This window comes from Pseudomonas sp. PA-6-3C (assembly GCF_021605825.1).
GTDB lineage: Bacteria > Pseudomonadota > Gammaproteobacteria > Pseudomonadales > Pseudomonadaceae > Aquipseudomonas > Aquipseudomonas edaphica.
This window is the reverse complement of the sequence record NZ_WKDV01000043.1, coordinates 20600-39159: the sequence shown is the minus strand read 5'-3', so window position 1 is coordinate 39159 and position 18560 is coordinate 20600. Positions and strand designations below refer to the sequence as shown.

The window sequence follows — 18560 nt, the reverse complement described above, 5'->3', positions numbered from 1 at the left end:
GAGCAACTGTGGGGGCGGGCTTACTCGCGAATGCAGTGTGTCAGTCACTGAATGTGTCACTGATGCACCGCCATCGCGGGCAAGCCCGCTCCCACAGTTGTATCGAGTTACAGCTTATTCCACGGTCGGCGCAGGCTGGATCGCAAGCTGATCAGCCAGACGCACAAACGCGGCCAGGTCCAGTTGCTCGGGGCGCAGGCCACCGTCGACACCGGCGGCTTCGATCTCGGCGTTGCTCAGCAGCGCCTTGAGCGTGTTGCGCAGGGTCTTGCGGCGTTGGTTGAACGCTTCGCGTACCACGCGCTCCAGCAACTTGTGGTCCTTGGCCGGATGCGGCAGCACCGCGTGCGGCACCAGGCGCACGATGGCCGAGTCGACCTTCGGCGGCGGGTTGAAGGCGCCAGGGCCGACGTTGAACAGGTGCTCTACGCGGCAATGGTACTGAACCATGATCGACAGACGGCCCCAATCACCACCGCCTGGGCCTGCGGCCAAACGCTCAACCACTTCTTTTTGCAGCATGAAGTGCATGTCGCGGATGATCCCGGCATTGTTCAGCAGGTGAAAAATCAGCGGCGTAGAGATGTTGTACGGCAGGTTGCCGACCACCCGCAGGCTGTTGGGCGCGGCGTTGAGGCTGTTGAAGTCAAACTTCAGCGCATCGCCCTGGTGCAGGTTGAAGTTGGGCATACCGGCGAACTGCTGGTTGAGGATCGGGATCAGGTCCTTGTCCAACTCCACCACGTCCAACTGGCCGCCACTGTTGAGCAGGCCTTGGGTCAATGCGCCCTGGCCCGGGCCGATTTCCAGCAAGCGGTCTTCTGGCTTGGCATGGATGGAACGCAGAATACGGTCGATCACGCCAGCGTCGTGCAGGAAGTTTTGCCCGAAGCGCTTGCGCGCCCGGTGTTGGTAATGCTCAGTCATATACGGGTCTCGGCCATCTGATAGGCGGTTTCCAGGGCCACGTGCAGGCTGCCGGTATCGATCTTGCCGCTGCCCGCCAGGTCCAGGGCAGTGCCATGGTCGACGGAGGTGCGGATGATCGGCAGGCCCAGTGTCACGTTGACTGCGGCGCCGAAGCCTTTGTACTTCAGCACGGGCAGCCCTTGGTCGTGGTACATCGCCAGCACTGCGTCGCAGTGCTCCAGATATTTGGGGGTAAACAGAGTGTCTGCAGGCAATGGGCCGCGCAGGTCCATGCCTTCTTGGCGCAGACGCTCTAATGTCGGTTCAATGATGTCGATTTCTTCATGGCCCAAATGACCGCCTTCACCGGCATGCGGGTTGAGCCCACAAACCAGGATGCGTGGTTGGGCAATGCCGAATTTCTGTTGCAGGTCGGTGTGCAGGATGCGTGTAACGCGCTCCACACGCTCGGCAGTGATGGCGTCGGCGATATCGCGCAACGGCAAGTGCGTGGTCACCAGCGCTACCCGAAGGCCGCGAGTGGCCAGCATCATCACCACTTGTTCGGTATGGGTTAGTTCGGCGAGGAATTCGGTATGGCCGGAAAAGGCAATGCCGGACTCGTTGATCACGCCCTTGTGCACCGGGGCGGTGATCATACCGGCGAAGTCGCCGTCGATGCAGCCTTGGCCTGCGCGTGTCAGGGTTTCCAGCACAAACGCGGCATTGGCCTTGTTCAGTCGCCCGGCAACCACCTTGGCTGCCAGCGGGGTGTCCCACACATACAGGCTACCGGCCGGGGCGGGCAGGTCGGGCCAGTTGCCCGGCGCCACGTCCAGCAAGGTGACAGCCACACCCAGCTGCGCGGCCCGCTCAAGGAGCAGGTCGCGACTGGTAATGGCAATCAGGGGGTGTGGCTGAGGGTGCGAGGCGAGCAGCAGGCACAGGTCTGGACCAATGCCGGCCGGCTCGCCGGGTGTTACCGCGAAACGCTGGGGTTTCACTGTGCTGCCTGGTCGGTGCCTGTTTGCTCGGCGCCTGGCAGCTTGTTCTCTACGTAGGCTTCGTCACGGATCTGACGCAACCAGGTTTGCAGCTCTTCGTCGTACTTGCGGTTACGCAGCACGGTCAGGGCTTGTTGCTCGCGGGCCTGGGTGGTGTTGTCGGTGGCGCGGCGGCCAAGGACTTCCAGGACGTGCCAGCCATATTGGGTCTTGAACGGCTTGGACAGAACGCCTTGCGGGGTCTTGGCCATGACGTCCTGGAACTCCGGCACCAGCGCTTTCGGGTCGATCCAGTTCAGGTCGCCACCGTTGAGGGCGGAACCCGGGTCTTCCGAGAAGCTCTTGGCCAGGGTGGCGAAGTCTTCACCGCCTTCGATGCGGTCATAGATCTTCTGGGCCAGCTCCTTGGTTTGCGCCTCGGTGCGGATTTCGCTTGGTTTGACCAGGATATGACGAACATGCACTTCGTCTTTCAGCGAGGTCTCGCCGCCGCGTTTGCCGAGCAACTTGAGGATGATGAAACCGCCTGGCGTACGCGCTGGCTGGGTGATTTCACCGACGCTCATGGCGCTCAGCTCACGGTCGAACGGAGGTGGCAATTGCGCGGCTTTACGCCAGCCCATGTCACCGCCGTCCAGGGCGTTGTCGCTGCCGGACATGGCGATGGCCGTCTGGGCAAAGTCAGCACCGGCTTTCAGGCGATCATAGATAGCCTGGGTTTTCGCCGCAGCGGCATTGAGCTGCTCGGAGCTGGCGCTGTCTGGGGTTGGAACCAGGATATTGGCCAGGTGCAGTTCTTCGGAGAGCTGCATCTTGCCGAGGTCCGAGGCCAGGAAGTTCTTCACTTCCTGCTCAGACACCTGAACGCGCTCCGCTACACGGCGCTGACGCACACGGCTGATGATCATTTCACGCTTGATCTGGTCACGGGCGTCTTCATAAGACAAACCATCGTGGGCCAGGGCAGCCTTGAACTGGTCAATGCTCATGTTATTGCGCTGAGCGATGGTGCCGACGGCCTGGTTCAGTTCTTCGTCCGAAATACGGATGCCGGAGCGCTCGCCGATCTGCAGTTGCAGGTTTTCGACGATCAGGCGCTCAAGTACCTGTGGGTCCAGCACGCTGGTAGGCGGTACGCCGCCGCCACGCTTGGCGATGGTTTGCTGAACTTCCTTGACCCGTTGGTCGAGTTGGCTCTGCATGATCACGTCGTTATCGACGATGGCCACTACCTTGTCCAGCTGTTGAACCGCAGCGTGTGCCGATGCGGCCCCCAGGAACAGCGCGCCCAGCACTAGCGGGCGCAAGCAATCAGAAAGCTTGGTCTTCACGTTCACGATAACCTTCAATGCCTTTGTCGAGGAAGCTCTCTACCTTGGCGCCGGTCAGGCCGCCGAGTCCTTTGAGGACGATCTGGAAGAAGAGCCCGTGGTCACCCTTTTCGTTAAGCGGGGCGATCTGGCTGTATTCGTCGTTGGAAACCCAGTAACGGTTGATGACGCGCAGTTTCCAGCAGCAGTTGTCGTACTCGAAACCACCGAAGGCTTCCAGGGTACGGTTGCGGGCATAGTCATACTGCCAGCGGGTGATCAGGTTCCACTGCGGAATGATCGGCCACATCATCGAGAAGTCGTGTTGCTGGATTTTGTAGTAATCCTTGATGAAGTTAGGTTGGCCTTCGGTACCGTAGTCACCACCAAACTGCCATTTGCCAGTCAGTTGGTTGTAGACCACCTGGTCGTTACGATAGCGATAGCCAACGTTGATGATTTTGTTTGGGTTGTCTTCCGGCTGGTAGTGGAGCATCGCGCTGCCGGAGCGAGGGGTGTGCTCCTCGGTGTCCCAGTTGTAGTCAGCGGTGGCTCGCCAGTCGCGGTTGAAGCGGAACTCGTATTCCAAGGCAACAGGCGACACGTCAGACTGTGCGTCGGCACGGTCGGCAGCCAGGATGCCCGGCAACTGAACTTCACGATCCTTGAAGTACACCGCCTGGCCGATGGACGCGCGCTGACGTTCGAAGCCATTCTCCTCGATCCAGCGACTGGTCAAGCCCAGGGACAGTTTGTTCTCGTCGCCGATCCTGTCGGTGCCGCTGAAGCGGTTGTCGCGGAATAGAGAGGCATAGCTGAACGAGTATTCGCTGGTGTCGAATACCGGAATATCGCTCTGGTCCTTATTCGGGACATAAAGGTAATAGGCGCGCGGTTCCAGGGTTTGGCGATAGTCTTTGCCGAACCAGTTGGTATTGCGGTCGAAGTACAGGCCGCTGTCGATGCTGGCGATTGGAATCGCGCGGTCCTGGGAACTTTTGAAATTGCCACCGGCGTATTGAGTGCCCGCTGCTGCCGCTGCCGCCTGTTGCGCGACGATGTCGTTCTTGCCCTTGGCATCAAGATCAAGATCGTACTTGGTGTATACGTACTTGAGCTTCGGTGTAATGAAGCCGTAGGTCCAGTTCATCGGGTATTCGACGGCCGGAGCGACGTTCAGGCGAGTGCCGTTGGCGCGGGTTAAGCCGGTTACGTATTCGTCAAGGCGTTTCTCACCTAAAGTGCCGTCTGCATTAATTGGGCCGCCATTCTCATCAAGAACGTTGCCGCTCCGGAGATCCCGGTCAAACCGAACAGCCTCAGTCTCATAAGTAAAGTTCACACCGCCTGGATGGAACGGCAGCGTGCCGTTGAAGGTGATCTGCGGCAGCCGGTTATACGGGGTGATTTGTGAAATCGTTGCCAACTGGTAGGCCTGCAGGTTCAGGCGAGCCTGATAGCTGTCACCGCGATAGGTTACGGAGCCTTGCTGGTTAACGTAGTCCTGAGTCTGGATACCTTCCTGATAGGATTTCAGGTCTTGGTAGTAGAACGGATCGCTGATCTTGGTGTAGTCAACCTGGGTCGACAGGCGTGAGTCCAGCCCGCCCTTATGCTGCCAATTGAGCATATACCGAGTTTTTTCGTAATCGGTCTGCTTTTTCCGCTCGTCGCTGTCGTCATTCAAGTACGCGCCACCGAACTGGCCCTCGCTGGATTTGGTGAGGTAGCGGAATTCGCCTTCCATCAACAAACCGCGCTTGGTCATGTATTGCGGGTACAACGTGGCGTCGTAGTTTGGCGCCAGGTTGAAGTAGTACGGCGTAACCAGTGTGAAGCCGGTTTCGCTGCCGGTGCTGAAGCTTGGCGGCAGGAAGCCGGATTGACGACGGTCGTCGATCGGGAAGTAGATGTACGGGGTGTAGAGGATCGGGATGTTCTTGATCCGCAACGTCGCGTTGGTGGCCGTACCGAAACCGGTGGCCGGGTTCAACGTGATGTTGTTGCCCTTGAGCTGCCAGGCGTTGCTGTCCGGCTCGCAGGTGGTGTACGTACCGTCCTTGAGACGGATGATCGCGTTTTCGGCACGCTTGGCGTACAGGGCGTTACCGCGAATGCGCGACTTGTGCAGCACGTATTCGGCATTGTCGATCTGGGCCGCGCCGGTATCGAGCTGGACCTCGGCGTGGTCGCCGACGATCAGGGCGCCGTTGTCGCGCAGACGCACATCGCCGTTCAGCTCGCCACGGTTCTCGGCCTGGTACAGGCTGGCTTCCTGAGCCTCCATCTGCATGCTGCCCTGGCGCATGACGACGTCACCGGCCAGGGTCGCAACCTGCTGTTCCTGCTCGTAACGAGACACCTTGGCACCGATGAAGGTCGGCGAATCGCTTTTGTCCGTCTTGTCGTTCATGCCAGGACGGGTCGGCTCGATGTACGCGCCGGAGCAATACGGGCCGGTCTCAGCCAGTTGGGCTGCGGTCAGCTTGTCGCGAGGCACCCAGTCCAGGTGGCTGTAGTCGGCACTGCGCGAACGCAGGCCACGGCCCTTGGACTCGGTGACCAGGGTGGTCTTGGGCTCGGCCGCAGCGGTGCCGCCAGCATCGGCTTGCGCCGTGCTGCCAGCGGCGCTGACGGCTGCACCGTCGTGCACCGGGCGCGGTGGTAACGGGGCTGCGGCGGTTTTTGGCGCGCAATCCCAGGCACCCGAAGCAGAGACTGAGCAGTCATACTGTTCCGCGGCGACCACGAATGAGGTGGCGAAAGGTTGCATGGCCAGCAGACTGCCGGTTACCAGCAACGGAAATTTTCTACGAAACGCGGGGGATTTCAATGCCATCTTATTAGTCCGGGCTTCCTGCGTGCCATCTGCCCGCGGTTTGGGCCGCACGCCTCTCGATGGTCTGAAAAAGATGCGTGATAATAAAGCATGACCCGCTTGACGGCTAGCGCCGTCGGAGACCCTTGTAATGCCCGAGCAAGATCTACGTTTACAACAGCTGAAAGTTTGGCTGGATGAGCAGTTGCCGATCCTTTTCAACGCTCAGGACTGGGGTGTCGTACCTCCGGCCACATTGACCGCGGCCAGCAGCGACGCGAGTTTCAGGCGTTATTTCCGGTGGGAGGGCGGCGGTCGCACGTTCGTCGTCATGGACGCTCCACCGCCCCAGGAAAACTGCAAACCTTTCGTCGATATCGCTGATTTACTCGCGAAATCGGGAATAAATGTGCCAAAAATTTATGCAGAAGATTTGCCGCGCGGCTTTCTTTTGCTCAATGACCTGGGCAGAAAAACCTATCTGGACGTGATTGACGCGCAAAACGCCGATCAATTGTTTGCCGATGCCATCGACGCGTTGCTGGCTTTTCAGCAATTGCCGATGGACGCGCCGCTGCCCAGCTATGACGTGGCCTTGTTGCGCCGTGAGCTGGAATTGTTTCCGGAGTGGTACGTGCGCCGGCATTTGGGTATCGAATTCGACACCCGGCAGCAGGCCTTATGGCAACGAGTCAGCGATCACCTGATCGACAGCGCCCTGGCCCAGCCCAAAGTGCTGGTGCATCGCGACTATATGCCGCGCAACCTGATGATCAGCGCGCCGAACCCCGGCGTGCTGGACTTCCAGGACGCGGTCTACGGCCCGGTCACCTATGACATCACTTGCCTGTTCAAGGATGCGTTTCTCAGCTGGCCCAAGGCGCGTGTGCAGGCGTGGCAACGCGGCTACTGGGAGCGTGCCACCGCGTTGGGCATCCCGGTGCAGGCGGATTTCAACGAGTTCCTGCGGGCCAGTGACCTGATGGGCGTGCAGCGTCACCTCAAGGTCATCGGCATTTTTGCACGCATCTGCCATCGCGATGGCAAGCCACGCTACCTGGCCGATGTGCCGCGTTTCTTTGCTTATATAGAAGCGGTACTGGCCGACCGGCCGGAGCTGGACGAGTTGGGCGAGCTGCTCGCCAGCCTGCGTGAACCAACCGAGGCGGGCGTATGAAGGCGATGATCCTGGCAGCAGGCAAAGGTGAGCGGATGCGCCCGCTCACGTTGCACACGCCCAAACCACTGGTGCAGGCGGGCGGCAAGCGTTTGATCGAGTATCACCTTGAAGCGCTGGCCAAGGCCGGCTTCACCGATATCGTGATCAACCATGCCTGGCTCGGCCAGCAGATTGAAAGCTATCTGGGTGATGGTGCGCAGTTTGGCTTGCGCATTCAGTACTCGCCCGAGGGCGAGCCGCTGGAAACCGGTGGCGGAATTTTCCAGGCGCTGCCGTTGTTGGGCGAGGAGCCTTTTCTGGTGGTCAATGGTGATATCTGGACCGACTACGACTTCAATCTCCTCAAGCAACCGCTCAAGGGCCTGGCTCACCTGGTGATGGTCGATAACCCGGCGCATCACCCTTCTGGCGGCGATTTCTACCTGGACGAAGGTCTGCTTCATGATGCCGCGCCCGGTGCCGATAACCTGACCTTCAGTGGCATTTCAGTTCTCGACCCGAAGTTGTTCGCGGGTTGCAGCGCCGGTGCCTTCAAACTGGCGCCGCTGTTGCGGGAGGCCATGGCCAAAGGTCTGGTAACGGGAGAGCACATGACAGGACGCTGGATTGATGTCGGCACGCTGGAGCGTCTGGCGCAGGTTGAAACCCTGCTGACTGCGGGGCAATAAGATGTTGTGGCCAGGGACACTGATCGGTGCCGGGGCTGGCTTTGCCATTGCCAGTATTCCGGGGGCCTTGTTGGGCGCATTGCTGGGGCAGGCACTGGATCGCCGCCTGCAGTTGCACAGCTGGGCGCAATTGCGCGAGCGCCTGGGCGGGCGCCCGGCGTTGCGCAACGACGAATTGCTGTTTGTTTTGTTGGGGCGCCTGGCCAAGAGTAATGGCCGGGTGGTGGAGGGGCATATTCAGCAGGCGCGCCAGGAGATGCGCTCGCTGGACATGAGCGAGCCGGCCCAGCGTCGGGCGATTACCGCGTTCAATCGTGGCAAGTCGGGATCCGACCGAGTGCGCAATTACCTGCGCGTACTCAAAGCCCAACCCCATGCGGCAGAAGGTGTATTGCGTGCATGCTGGCGCATGGCCTGGGCGGACGGCAGGGCCGATGACGCCGAGCGCGACCTGATTGACCTATGGGGCAAGTGGCTGGGGTGGACGCCGCAACAGCTGCAGGCGCTGGCGTCTGATTACGCCCCCGAACGCAAGCCATTAGCCAGTCGTGGCGGGGCGTATCAGGAGGCGTTGCGGATTCTGGGGGTGACGTCCACCAGCGAACCGGCGGCGATCAAACGTGCCTATCGCCGCCTGCTCAGCCGCCATCACCCGGACAAGATCGCCGGCAGTGGCGCGAGCCTGGCGCAAGTGCGTGAGGCCACCGAGCGCACCCGCGAGCTGCACAATGCTTATGCGTTGATTCGCGAACGGCGGGATTTCAGGTAGCCACCACCATTTGGAAGTGACAACCCAATCAGTGTGGGAGCTGGCTTGCCAGGCTGGATTAGTTGGAGGTCGGCTCCGGGCTCAACCACCCGCGAACCCGCCGATACAGCTGCTCTTGCTCAGCCGCACTGTTGCCCGGCAAGGTCTTGAGTGACACCTGTTTATAGCTGTCATTCTTCGCCCGCTTGGCGGCCTGCATGCGTTCCAGGGCGTTTTTGCGCTCTTGAGCGCCGTCCTGGTAATACACATCCGCCGTCGGCACCTTCAGCGCCGGTGCCAGTTTTTGCAGGTCCGGCTGCCTGGCCGCTGGCGTCTTGCCATCCACCATCACCAACTTCTGCACTTGGGACGGCTGTTTCTCGCTCAGGTAGCGCGCAGCCCACCAGGCGCCGGTGCCGTGGCCGAGCAGTACCACACTGCGGGCGCTCTGGGTTTGGGCAAAGGCAACGGCGGCGTCAATGCGATCAAAGATGCGCTTGGCGTCGGTCTTGTCTTGTTCATCAGCACCAGGCACCACCGCCGGGTCAGTGCCTTCGGCTTCGGCGCTGGCGGCTTGTTCGATCGGTTTGGCGGCCGTGCTGCCGTCTTTGCTGCTGGTGTCGACGGCGGCTTTAGGTGGCTCCATGACCCGTGGCGGCAAGGTGTCGAGGTTCACATCCGGCAGCGACAAACTGAGGGTGCCCCAATTGGCATCGGGCAGCTTGCGCCGTAAGGGCGCGATTGCTTGCGGCCAGTCAGCACTTTCCCCTGCGCCCGGTACGATAATCACCACCCCTTCGGGCTCGGCGCTGTTGGCAGGTTTCCACAGCGCCAGAAATGAGTCGGTGCCGGCCTGCAACTGTTGTTGTTCCTGGCGTGGAAGTTGTCGCTCAAGGGCGTTGGCTTCTTCCTGGCTGCGCTCGGGCAGGGCTTGGCGTTCAGCCGGTTTTTCGGCGGTGGGCGCAGGCGCGTCGGCGGCTTGAACAGAAAAGGCGCTGGTAAATAGCAGCGATAGGCACAATGCTGGCAGTGCCGAACGGTGGGTAAAGGGCATCGTTAATTCCCGGCCAGAAGTGATTCCAGCAGCCTAATGGGTTGGTCAGTGTTTGTCAGTGATGTGAGACGTGGATCATGGGTTTTCGCTGTCTGCTGGTTATCGGCTGTGTGTGCTTTGCCTTGATGGCGAATGCCGCGCCTGCGCCTATCGCGCCGCAGGCGCAGCTCAATGCTCAGCAGCGTGAATGGCTGGCGCAGCACCCGCAGTTGCGCGTGGGCCTGGTATTGCAGGCACCGTACGCCCAATACGATCGGCGCCTGCAGCGCTTGTCCGGGGCGAATGTCGAGTTGATGCAATGGCTGGCCAAAGCGCTGAATATCGACCTGACCTGGCGCAATTTCCCCAGCCAGGAGCAATTGGAAGCCGCCGTGCGCGATGGCGAGGTGGATATCGCCCCGGGCCTGCAGCAAACCCCGGCGGGCTTGCGTCTATGGTTATTCAGCGACCCTTATATGCGCGTGCCTCAGCATATCGTCGGTATTCGCGAGGGCGGCGGCGCGGTGGAGCTGGAAAAGCTTGACGAGCTGTCCCGCGTCGCCGTGCGCATGCCCAGCGCTGTCGCCGATTACCTGCGCAGCAATTATCCCAACCTCAACCTGCAAGGCGTCCCTTTGGAGCGTCAGGCCTTGCAGTTGTTGGTGAGCCAGCAGGCGCGTTATGCCGTGGTGGATGAGGCGCAATTGAGCCGATTGTCCGGCGAGGCGGAGTTTGCCGGGCTGGCGGTGGTCGGCGATATCGGCCTGCCGCAATTGCTGCGTGTGGCCACGCGCCGTGAGTGGCCGGAGCTGGCGAGCATCATGCAAAGTGCCTTGCGCGCGATACCCGCCCGCGACCTCGACCAATTGCACAGCCGCTGGCTGCAACCCAAATACCCACGGCTGACGGAATCGCCGGGCCTGTGGCAAAACCTCAGCCTGCTCTTGGCGATGTTCCTGCTCGCCAGCCTCGCCGTGGTGGTTTGGCAGCGCCGTCACCAGCGAGTGCTGGAACACAGCTTACTGGCCGCCCGAGAAGAAAGCGCCGCGCGTGCGGCCGGTGCCGAAGCGTTGCGGCTGACGCAGTTCTCCATCGATCAAAGTACGGTCGGCATTCTTTGGGTCAATTGGGACAGCCACGTGCGTTACGCCAACCGCGCCGCCGAAACCATGCTGGGCTACGCCGCGGGCGCGCTGATCGAGCGACCGCTGATCGATTTTGACCCGACCTTGAACATGGACCGCTGGCTCGACGTATGGAAGCGTGCGCGTGCCAGCGAAGAAGGCCCGCAGACCTTCGCCGCCGATTGCGTGCGCGCTGACGGCAGCATCCTGCCGGCGGATGTGTCGTTGAGCTTCCTGCGCTTTGCCGAGGGCGAGTACCTGGTGGTTTATCTCAACGACGTCACCGAGCGCCGTCGTTACGTGGCCGCCTTGCAGCAAAGCGAAACACAGCTGCGCGAGCTCTCTGCCCACCTTGAAACCGTGCGCGAAGAGGAAAAGGCGCGTATCGCCCGTGAAGTGCATGACGAGTTGGGTCAGATGCTCACGGTGCTCAAGCTGGAGACCTCGATGTGTGAGCTGGCCTATGCGCAATTGGACCCGGGCTTGACCGAGCGCCTGAACAGCATGAAACGCCTGATCGCCCAGCTGTTCCAGCTTGTCCGGGATGTGGCGACCGCGCTACGCCCGCCGATTCTCGACGCTGGCATCGCCTCGGCGATTGAATGGCAAGCCCGCCGCTTCGAAGCGCGCACGCACATTCCCTGTCTGGTACAAGTCCCGGATAACCTGCCGGCCCTCAGCGATGCCAAGGCAATTGGCCTGTTCCGCATCCTGCAGGAGGCGCTGACCAATGTGATGCGTCATGCCCAGGCGCATACTGTCGAACTGACCCTGACAGTGGAAAGCGCCGACTTGCGGCTGACCATCAGCGATGACGGCGTCGGTTTCGTCGAGAACCCCGGCCGCCCGGTATCCTTTGGCGTAGTCGGCATGCGTGAGCGGGTGCTGATGATGGGCGGGCAATTGAGCCTGCACAGCGAACTGGGGGAGGGCACCACCTTGAGTGTCACGGTGCCGTTGGATGCATAACGATAGGAGCAAGCCCCTGTGATTCGCGTATTGGTAGCCGAAGACCACACCATTGTTCGTGAAGGCATCAAGCAATTGATTGGCCTGGCCAAAGACCTGCTGGTGGTCGGCGAGGCCAGCAATGGCGAGCAGTTGCTGGAGACCTTGCGCCATATCGCCTGTGAGGTGGTGTTGCTGGATATCTCGATGCCGGGCGTGAATGGCCTGGAAGCGATTGCGCGCATCCGTGCATTGAGTAACCCGCCCGCGATTCTGGTGCTGTCGATGCACGATGAAGCGCAAATGGCTGCCCGCGCCCTGAAAGTCGGGGCGGCGGGGTATGCCACCAAGGACAGTGACCCGGCGCTGTTGCTGACGGCGATTCGCAAGGTGGCGGCGGGCGGGCGTTACATCGACCCGGACCTGGCGGACCGCATGGTCTTTGAGGTCGGCCTCACCGATACGCGGCCGTTGCACTCGTTACTGTCGGAGCGCGAGTTCTCAGTGTTCGAGCGCCTGGCCCAGGGCGCCAACGTCAATGACATCGCCCAGCAACTGGCGCTGAGCAGCAAGACCATCAGCACCCACAAGGCGCGGTTGATGCAAAAGCTCCATATCACCTCCCTGGCCGAACTGGTGAAGTACGCCATGGAACACAAACTCTTGTAACCCCCTCGATCGTTCCCACGCTTCGCGTGGTAACGCCTCTTGTGACGCTCTGCGTCACGCTTTAGGACGCAGAGCGTCCTGGGCTGCATTCCCACGCGGAGCGAGGGAACGATCAAGCCGGGCTCCTCCAGGTGCGCGTATCTGTTTACGACATAGGCTTTGCCGGCAGACGCTGACGATTGCCGCCGCACTGTTCTCTGCCCGCCATCCGTGTAGGGCAATCCCTACCCCCAACCTTCCATCCTGCTGATGTGATTCTCTCCTCGCCCCCGATTTCCGGGGGCTCGCGCCTGGACTACGCTTTGTGCCACAGCAGTCCAAAACAAAAGGTGCGGGTATGAGCGAGGTGGATTCAAATGATGTGCTGGTCAGCTTTCGTGGCGTGCAGAAGAGCTACGACGGCGAGAACCTGATCGTCAAAGACCTCAACCTGGAGATTCGCAAGGGCGAGTTCCTCACCCTGCTCGGGCCGTCCGGTTCGGGCAAGACCACCAGCCTGATGATGCTCGCCGGTTTCGAGACGCCGACCGCCGGGGAAATTTTGCTCGCCGGGCGCGCTATCAACAACGTGCCGCCGCACAAGCGCGACATCGGCATGGTGTTCCAGAACTACGCGCTGTTCCCGCACATGACGGTGGCAGAGAACCTGGCCTTCCCCTTGTCGGTGCGCGGCTTGAGCAAGACCGATATCAGCGAGCGGGTCAAACGCGTGCTGAGCATGGTCCAGCTGGATGCCTTCGCCCAGCGTTACCCGGCGCAACTCTCCGGCGGTCAGCAACAGCGCGTGGCCTTGGCCCGCGCGCTGGTGTTCGAACCGCAGCTGGTGTTGATGGACGAACCCCTCGGCGCCCTCGATAAACAACTGCGCGAACACATGCAGATGGAGATCAAGCACCTGCACCAGCGCCTCGGCGTGACCGTGGTGTACGTGACCCACGACCAGGGCGAAGCCTTGACCATGTCCGACCGCGTGGCGGTGTTCCACCAGGGCGAGATCCAGCAGATCGCCGCGCCGCGCACGTTGTACGAAGAGCCAAAAAACACGTTCGTCGCCAACTTCATCGGTGAGAACAACCGACTCAATGGCCGCTTGCACAGCCACACCGGCGAACGCTGTGTGGTGGAGTTGGCGCGCGGTGAAAAGGTTGAGGCGCTGGCAGTGAATGTCGGCCAGCTCGGCGGCCCGGTGACCCTGTCAGTACGCCCGGAGCGCGTCAGCCTCAATGGCTCCAGTGAATCCTGCGTCAACCGCTTCTCTGGGCGGGTGGCGGAATTTATCTACCTGGGCGACCACGTGCGTGTGCGCCTGGAAGTCTGCGGCAAGGCCGATTTTTTTGTGAAACAACCGATCGCTGAGCTGGACACAGCGCTTGCGGTCGGCGACGTGGTACCGATTGGCTGGCAAGTCGAGCACGTTCGCGCACTCGACCCACTTCTAGAGGCGAATTAATCGCCCCATGGCTTCACCAACCCTGCACGTGGAGAGAACAACAATGTTGAGATCCCTTAAATATTCCGCCCTGGCCATTGGCTTGATGGGCGCGACACAGGCCATGGCAGGCCCGGACCTGACGGTCGTATCCTTCGGTGGTGCGAACAAGGCGGCTCAGGTCAAAGCCTTTTACGCACCGTGGGAAAGCGCGGGCAATGGCAAGATCGTCGCCGGTGAGTACAACGGTGAAATGGCCAAGGTCAAAGCCATGGTCGATACCAAGAGCGTGTCGTGGGACTTGGTGGAAGTGGAGTCGCCGGAACTGTCCCGTGGCTGTGACGAAGACATGTTCGAACCGCTCGACCCGAAACTGTTCGGCAATAGCGCCGATTACGTGAAAGGCGCGATTCAGCCCTGCGGCGTGGGCTTCTTTGTGTGGTCCACCGTGCTGGCGTACAACGCCGACAAGCTTGCCACTGCACCGACCAGTTGGGCGGATTTCTGGGATACCAAGAAATTCCCAGGCAAGCGCGGCCTGCGCAAAGGCGCCAAGTACACCCTGGAATTCGCCTTGATGGCGGACGGCGTGGCCCCCAAAGACGTGTACAAAGTACTGGCTGGCAAAGACGGTCAGGATCGCGCGTTCAAGAAACTCGACGAACTCAAACCGTCGATCCAGTGGTGGGAAGCCGGCGCACAACCGCCGCAGTACCTGGCCTCGGGTGATGTGGTCATGAGCTCGGCCTACAACGGCCGCATCGCTGCCGTGCAAAAAGAAAGCAACCTGAAAGTGGTGTGGAACGGCGGCATCTACGACTTTGACGCCTGGGCCATCCCTAAAGGCCTGGCCAAGGACCGTGCCGAAGCGGCGAAGAAATTCATCGCCTTCTCGGTGCAGCCGCAACAGCAGAAGACCTACTCGGAAAACATCGCCTACGGCCCGGCCAATACCCAGGCTGTACCGTTGCTGGCCAAGGATGTGCTGAAAGACATGCCGACCACCCCGGAAAACATCGCCAACCAGGTGCAGATCGATGTGAGCTTCTGGGCGGATAACGGCGAGCAGCTCGAGCAGCGCTTCAATTCCTGGGCGGCCAAGTAACACCGCATATTCCTCTGTGAAAGCAGGCTGGTGTGGGAGCTGGCTTGCCTGCGATGGGATCGACTCGGTCTTTGAGTGACACCGAGGCGATGCCATCGCAGGCAAGCCAGCTCCCACAAAAAAGCACCGCTCACAGGGAACTCTTAGAAGATTTCCGGAGTTTGCCATGGTTATCGCCATTCCCAGCCCCACCCTCAAGCAGCGCCTGGCGCGTGCCGAGCGGCTCAACCGCTGGAAGGCCCAGGCCTTGATTGCGCCGCTGGTGCTGTTTTTGCTGCTGGTGTTCCTGGTGCCGATTGTTGCGCTGCTTTACAAAAGCGTCGGCAACCCGGAAGTGGTGGGCGGTTTGCCGCGTACCGTGGTGGCGGTCAAGACCTGGGACGGTCGCGGCCTGCCGGGTGAGCCGGTATATCAGGCGCTCAGCGAAGACCTGGGTGAAGCGCGTAAAAACCAGACGCTGGGCGACTTGTCCAAACGCTTGAACATGGAACTGGCCGGCTACCGCAGCCTGTTGACCAAAACCGCGCGGGCGCTGCCGTTTACCGAAGCGCCCGCCTCTTATAAGGAAGCGTTGGAAAACCTCGACGAACGCTGGGGCGACCCGGCGTACTGGCAGGCGATCCGGCGTAATACCAGCAGCCTCACGCCGTACTACCTGCTGGCGGCTGTCGATCACCGTATCAATGACCTTGGCGAAGTGGCCCCGGCCACGCCTGACCAGGCCATCTACCTGGACATCTTCGCCCGCACGTTCTGGATGGGCTTGGTGATTACCTTCATCTGCCTGCTGCTGGCCTACCCGTTGGCCTATTTGCTGGCCAACCTGCCGGCACGCAAAAGTAACCTGCTGATGATTCTGGTATTGCTGCCGTTCTGGACCTCAATCCTGGTAAGGGTGGCGGCGTGGATTGTATTGCTGCAGTCCGGTGGGCTGATCAACAGCGCATTGATGGGCATGGGGCTGATCGATAAACCCATGGAGCTGGTGTTTAACCGCACCGGGGTTTACATCTCGATGGTGCACATCCTGTTGCCCTTCATGATTTTGCCGATTTACAGCGTGATGAAAGGCATCTCGCCCACGTATATGCGTGCAGCGATTTCCCTGGGTTGCCACCCGTTTGCCAGTTTCTGGCGTGTGTACTTCCCGCAGACTTATGCCGGTGTCGGCGCCGGTTGCCTGCTGGTGTTTATCCTGGCGATTGGTTACTACATCACCCCGGCGCTGCTCGGCAGCCCGAACGACCAGATGGTCAGCTATTTCGTCGCGTTCTACACCAACACCAGCATCAATTGGGGTATGGCCACGGCGCTGGGCGGCTTGCTGCTGCTGGCGACCGTCGTGCTGTACCTGATCTACAACCGTCTGGTCGGCGCCAGTCGCCTGCGCCTGAGCTGAGGAGGAGAGTTGGCGATGCTGAGCCCTTATATGTCACCCGTGGAGCGGGTGTGGTTCTACAGCTTGCGGATCCTGTGTGGCTTGATCCTGCTGTTCCTGATCTTGCCGGTGCTGGTGATTATCCCGCTGTCGTTCAACAGCGGCAGTTTCCTGGTGTACCCGCTGCAAGGCTTCTCGTTGCACTGGTATCAGGACTTCTTCGCCTCCGCCGAGTGGATGCGTGCATTGAAGAACAGCATCATTGTGGCCCCGGCGGCCACGGTGCTGGCGATGGTGTTCGGTACGCTGGCGGCGATTGGCCTGACGCGCGGCAACTTCCCCGGCAAGGCGTTGGTCATGGCCTTGGTGATTTCGCCGATGGTGGTGCCTGTGGTGATCATTGGCGTGGCCAGCTATCTGTTCTTTGCGCCACTGGGGCTGGGCAACAGCTTCCTCTCGCTGATCGTGGTACATGCCGTGCTGGGTGTGCCGTTTGTGATCATCACCGTGTCGGCGACGTTGCAGGGCTTCAACCACAACCTGGTGCGGGCAGCGGCCAGCCTGGGCGCCTCGCCGCTGACCGCGTTTCGCCGTGTGACCTTGCCGTTGATCGCGCCTGGGGTGATTTCCGGGGCATTGTTTGCCTTCTCGACGTCCTTTGATGAAGTGGTAGTGACGCTGTTTCTCGCCGGCCCCGAGCAAGCGACTTTGCCGCGCCAGATGTTCAGCGGCATCCGCGAAAATTTAAGCCCGACAATCGCTGCAGCGGCAACCTTGCTGATTGCGTTCTCGGTGCTGCTGTTGCTGACCCTTGAGTGGCTGCGAGGCCGCAGCGAGAAACTGCGCACCGCGCAAGTCTAAAGGCCGAAACCGGATCAAATGTGGGAGCTGGCTTGCCTGCGATAGCATCAACTCGGTATGTCAGGAAAACCGAGGCGGTCGCATCGCAGGCAAGCCAGCTCCCACACCGACCGAGCCATTCAGTGCGTGAATGCTGGGCAACCTGAAATACCCGGCTATTCTTGTGCCAGCCCATCATTAATAAGAGGCCGCGCACATGAGTACTTCCTCATTCAAGATCGCCCACAAACTGCTGACCGGTGCTGGCGCCATCGAACAACTGGCCGCCGAGCTCACGCGTCTTGATGTGGATAACCCGTTGATCGTTACCGATGCCGCGCTGGTCAAGTCCGGCACCGTGGCGCTGGCGCTCGAGCACCTGGGCGAGCGCACTTATGAGATTTTCGACCGTGTGCTGCCCGACCCGGAAATCGCCATCGTCGAGGACTGCATGCGCGTGTACCGCGAGGGCGGGCATGACGGCCTGATCGGCGTGGGCGGTGGCAGTGCCATCGACATCGCCAAGAGTGTCGCGGCCTATGCCGGTTACCACGGCGCGCTGGCGGACTTGTTCGGCGTCGACCAGGTGCCGCGCAAAGGCCCGCCGCTGATCGCCATCCCGACCACGGCCGGCACCGGTTCGGAGGTGACCAATGTGGCGATTCTCTCCGACAAGGCCGCACAACTGAAAAAAGGCATCGTCAGCGATTACTTATTGCCGGATGTTGCGCTGATCAGCCCGCAAATGACCCTCACGTGCCCGCGCAGTGTCACTGCCGCCAGTGGCGTGGATGCGCTGGTGCATGCCATCGAGTCCTACCTGTCGCTGAATGCCTCGCCGATCACTGACGCGCTGGCCATCGGCGCGATCAAACTGATTGCCAATGCGCTGCCCAAGGCCTACGCCAACCCTGCCAACCTGCAGGCCCGCGATGATATGGCCACCGCCAGCCTGATGGCCGGCATGGCGTTCGGCAATGCTGGCGTCGGTGCAGTGCATGCCTTGGCGTACCCGCTGGGCGGGCGATTCAATATTGCTCACGGCGTGAGCAATGCGCTGTTGCTGCCCTACGTGATGCACTGGAACAAACTGGCCTGCGTGGAGCGCATGCAGGACATTGCCCAAGCCATGGGCGTGAATACCGCCGGGCTCAGCGTCAACGACGCCGCCGATCAGGCGGTCGAGGCGATGACGCGGCTATGTGCCGCCGTGGAAATCCCGGCAGGGCTGCGCAGCTTTGGTGTGCCGGAAGACGCGATCCCCGCCATGGCGACGGAAGCCGCGGGCATTGAGCGCCTGATGCGCAACAACCCGCGCAAGCTCAGCGCAGCGGATATCGAGAAAATCTACCGGGCGGCTTACTGACCATTGAGTTAGGTCACGGTGTGCTGGGTAA

General features: G+C 60.9%; 15 protein-coding genes. 10 read left to right on the top strand and 5 right to left on the bottom strand.

Annotation, left to right across the window (positions count from 1 at the left end):
• Positions 1 to 114: 114 nt before the first annotated feature.
• From rsmA to GIW48_RS24100, 4 genes are read right to left on the bottom strand one after another with little or no spacing between them, the layout of a single operon-like run.
• The gene (gene rsmA, locus GIW48_RS24115; RefSeq protein WP_056857851.1) at positions 115 to 927 is read right to left on the bottom strand and encodes a 16S rRNA (adenine(1518)-N(6)/adenine(1519)-N(6))-dimethyltransferase RsmA; all 813 of its coding nucleotides are present in this window, start codon (positions 925 to 927) and stop codon (positions 115 to 117) included.
• A complete protein-coding gene (pdxA, locus tag GIW48_RS24110; protein WP_169987480.1) occupies positions 924 to 1913 on the bottom strand; it encodes a 4-hydroxythreonine-4-phosphate dehydrogenase PdxA in 990 nt (329 codons plus the stop codon). Before pdxA ends, rsmA begins: the two co-directional genes overlap by 4 nt.
• Positions 1910 to 3250 (bottom strand): peptidylprolyl isomerase, encoded by a 1341-nt coding sequence (locus GIW48_RS24105; RefSeq protein WP_236460416.1) that lies wholly within the window; start codon positions 3248 to 3250, stop codon positions 1910 to 1912. The genes pdxA and GIW48_RS24105 overlap by 4 nt, the downstream gene beginning before the upstream one ends.
• Positions 3225 to 6062, bottom strand: a complete 2838-nt coding sequence (locus GIW48_RS24100) for an LPS-assembly protein LptD (protein ID WP_017138065.1) — start codon at positions 6060 to 6062, stop codon at positions 3225 to 3227. Before GIW48_RS24100 ends, GIW48_RS24105 begins: the two co-directional genes overlap by 26 nt.
• A 130-nt stretch (positions 6063 to 6192) precedes the next feature.
• Between GIW48_RS24100 and GIW48_RS24095 the strand changes: the two genes are divergently transcribed.
• The 3 genes from GIW48_RS24095 to GIW48_RS24085 are packed head-to-tail and all read left to right on the top strand — an operon-like array spanning position 6193 to position 8658.
• On the top strand, positions 6193 to 7218 hold the full coding sequence (locus GIW48_RS24095; protein ID WP_170040782.1) for an aminoglycoside phosphotransferase family protein: 1026 nt from the start codon (positions 6193 to 6195) through the stop codon (positions 7216 to 7218).
• The gene (gene murU, locus GIW48_RS24090) at positions 7215 to 7889 is read left to right on the top strand and encodes an N-acetylmuramate alpha-1-phosphate uridylyltransferase MurU (protein ID WP_017138067.1); all 675 of its coding nucleotides are present in this window, start codon (positions 7215 to 7217) and stop codon (positions 7887 to 7889) included. The genes GIW48_RS24095 and murU overlap by 4 nt, the downstream gene beginning before the upstream one ends.
• Position 7890: 1 nt before the next feature.
• Positions 7891 to 8658, top strand: coding sequence for a TerB family tellurite resistance protein (locus GIW48_RS24085; protein WP_017138068.1), 768 nt, complete (start codon positions 7891 to 7893; stop codon positions 8656 to 8658).
• A gap of 58 nt (positions 8659 to 8716) precedes the next feature.
• On the opposite strand, the gene GIW48_RS24080 is transcribed toward GIW48_RS24085, so the two are convergent.
• A complete protein-coding gene (locus tag GIW48_RS24080; RefSeq protein ID WP_170040780.1) occupies positions 8717 to 9691 on the bottom strand; it encodes an alpha/beta hydrolase family protein in 975 nt (324 codons plus the stop codon).
• A gap of 77 nt (positions 9692 to 9768) precedes the next feature.
• Here GIW48_RS24080 and GIW48_RS24075 point away from each other — a divergent pair, with 77 nt between their 5' ends.
• The 7 genes from GIW48_RS24075 to GIW48_RS24045 all read left to right on the top strand — a co-directional run bounded on the left by GIW48_RS24075 (position 9769) and on the right by GIW48_RS24045 (position 18529).
• Positions 9769 to 11763 carry a PAS domain-containing sensor histidine kinase gene (locus GIW48_RS24075; protein ID WP_017138070.1) on the top strand — a complete coding sequence of 665 codons (1995 nt, stop codon included), beginning with the start codon at positions 9769 to 9771 and terminating at the stop codon, positions 11761 to 11763.
• Between the two features lie 18 nt (positions 11764 to 11781).
• Positions 11782 to 12411, top strand: coding sequence for a response regulator (locus GIW48_RS24070; protein WP_017138071.1), 630 nt, complete (start codon positions 11782 to 11784; stop codon positions 12409 to 12411).
• Between the two features lie 337 nt (positions 12412 to 12748).
• Complete coding sequence (locus GIW48_RS24065) at positions 12749 to 13861, top strand: ABC transporter ATP-binding protein (protein ID WP_065929377.1); 1113 nt, start codon at positions 12749 to 12751, stop codon at positions 13859 to 13861.
• Between the two features lie 43 nt (positions 13862 to 13904).
• Complete coding sequence (locus GIW48_RS24060) at positions 13905 to 14945, top strand: ABC transporter substrate-binding protein (RefSeq protein ID WP_169987466.1); 1041 nt, start codon at positions 13905 to 13907, stop codon at positions 14943 to 14945.
• 166 nt (positions 14946 to 15111) lie between these two features.
• Positions 15112 to 16344, top strand: a complete 1233-nt coding sequence (locus GIW48_RS24055; protein ID WP_017138074.1) for an ABC transporter permease — start codon at positions 15112 to 15114, stop codon at positions 16342 to 16344.
• A 15-nt stretch (positions 16345 to 16359) separates the two neighbouring features.
• Positions 16360 to 17184 (top strand): ABC transporter permease, encoded by an 825-nt coding sequence (locus GIW48_RS24050; RefSeq protein WP_017138075.1) that lies wholly within the window; start codon positions 16360 to 16362, stop codon positions 17182 to 17184.
• Positions 17185 to 17380: 196 nt separating this feature from the next.
• Positions 17381 to 18529, top strand: a complete 1149-nt coding sequence (locus GIW48_RS24045; protein ID WP_017138076.1) for an iron-containing alcohol dehydrogenase — start codon at positions 17381 to 17383, stop codon at positions 18527 to 18529.
• Positions 18530 to 18560: the final 31 nt, after the last annotated feature.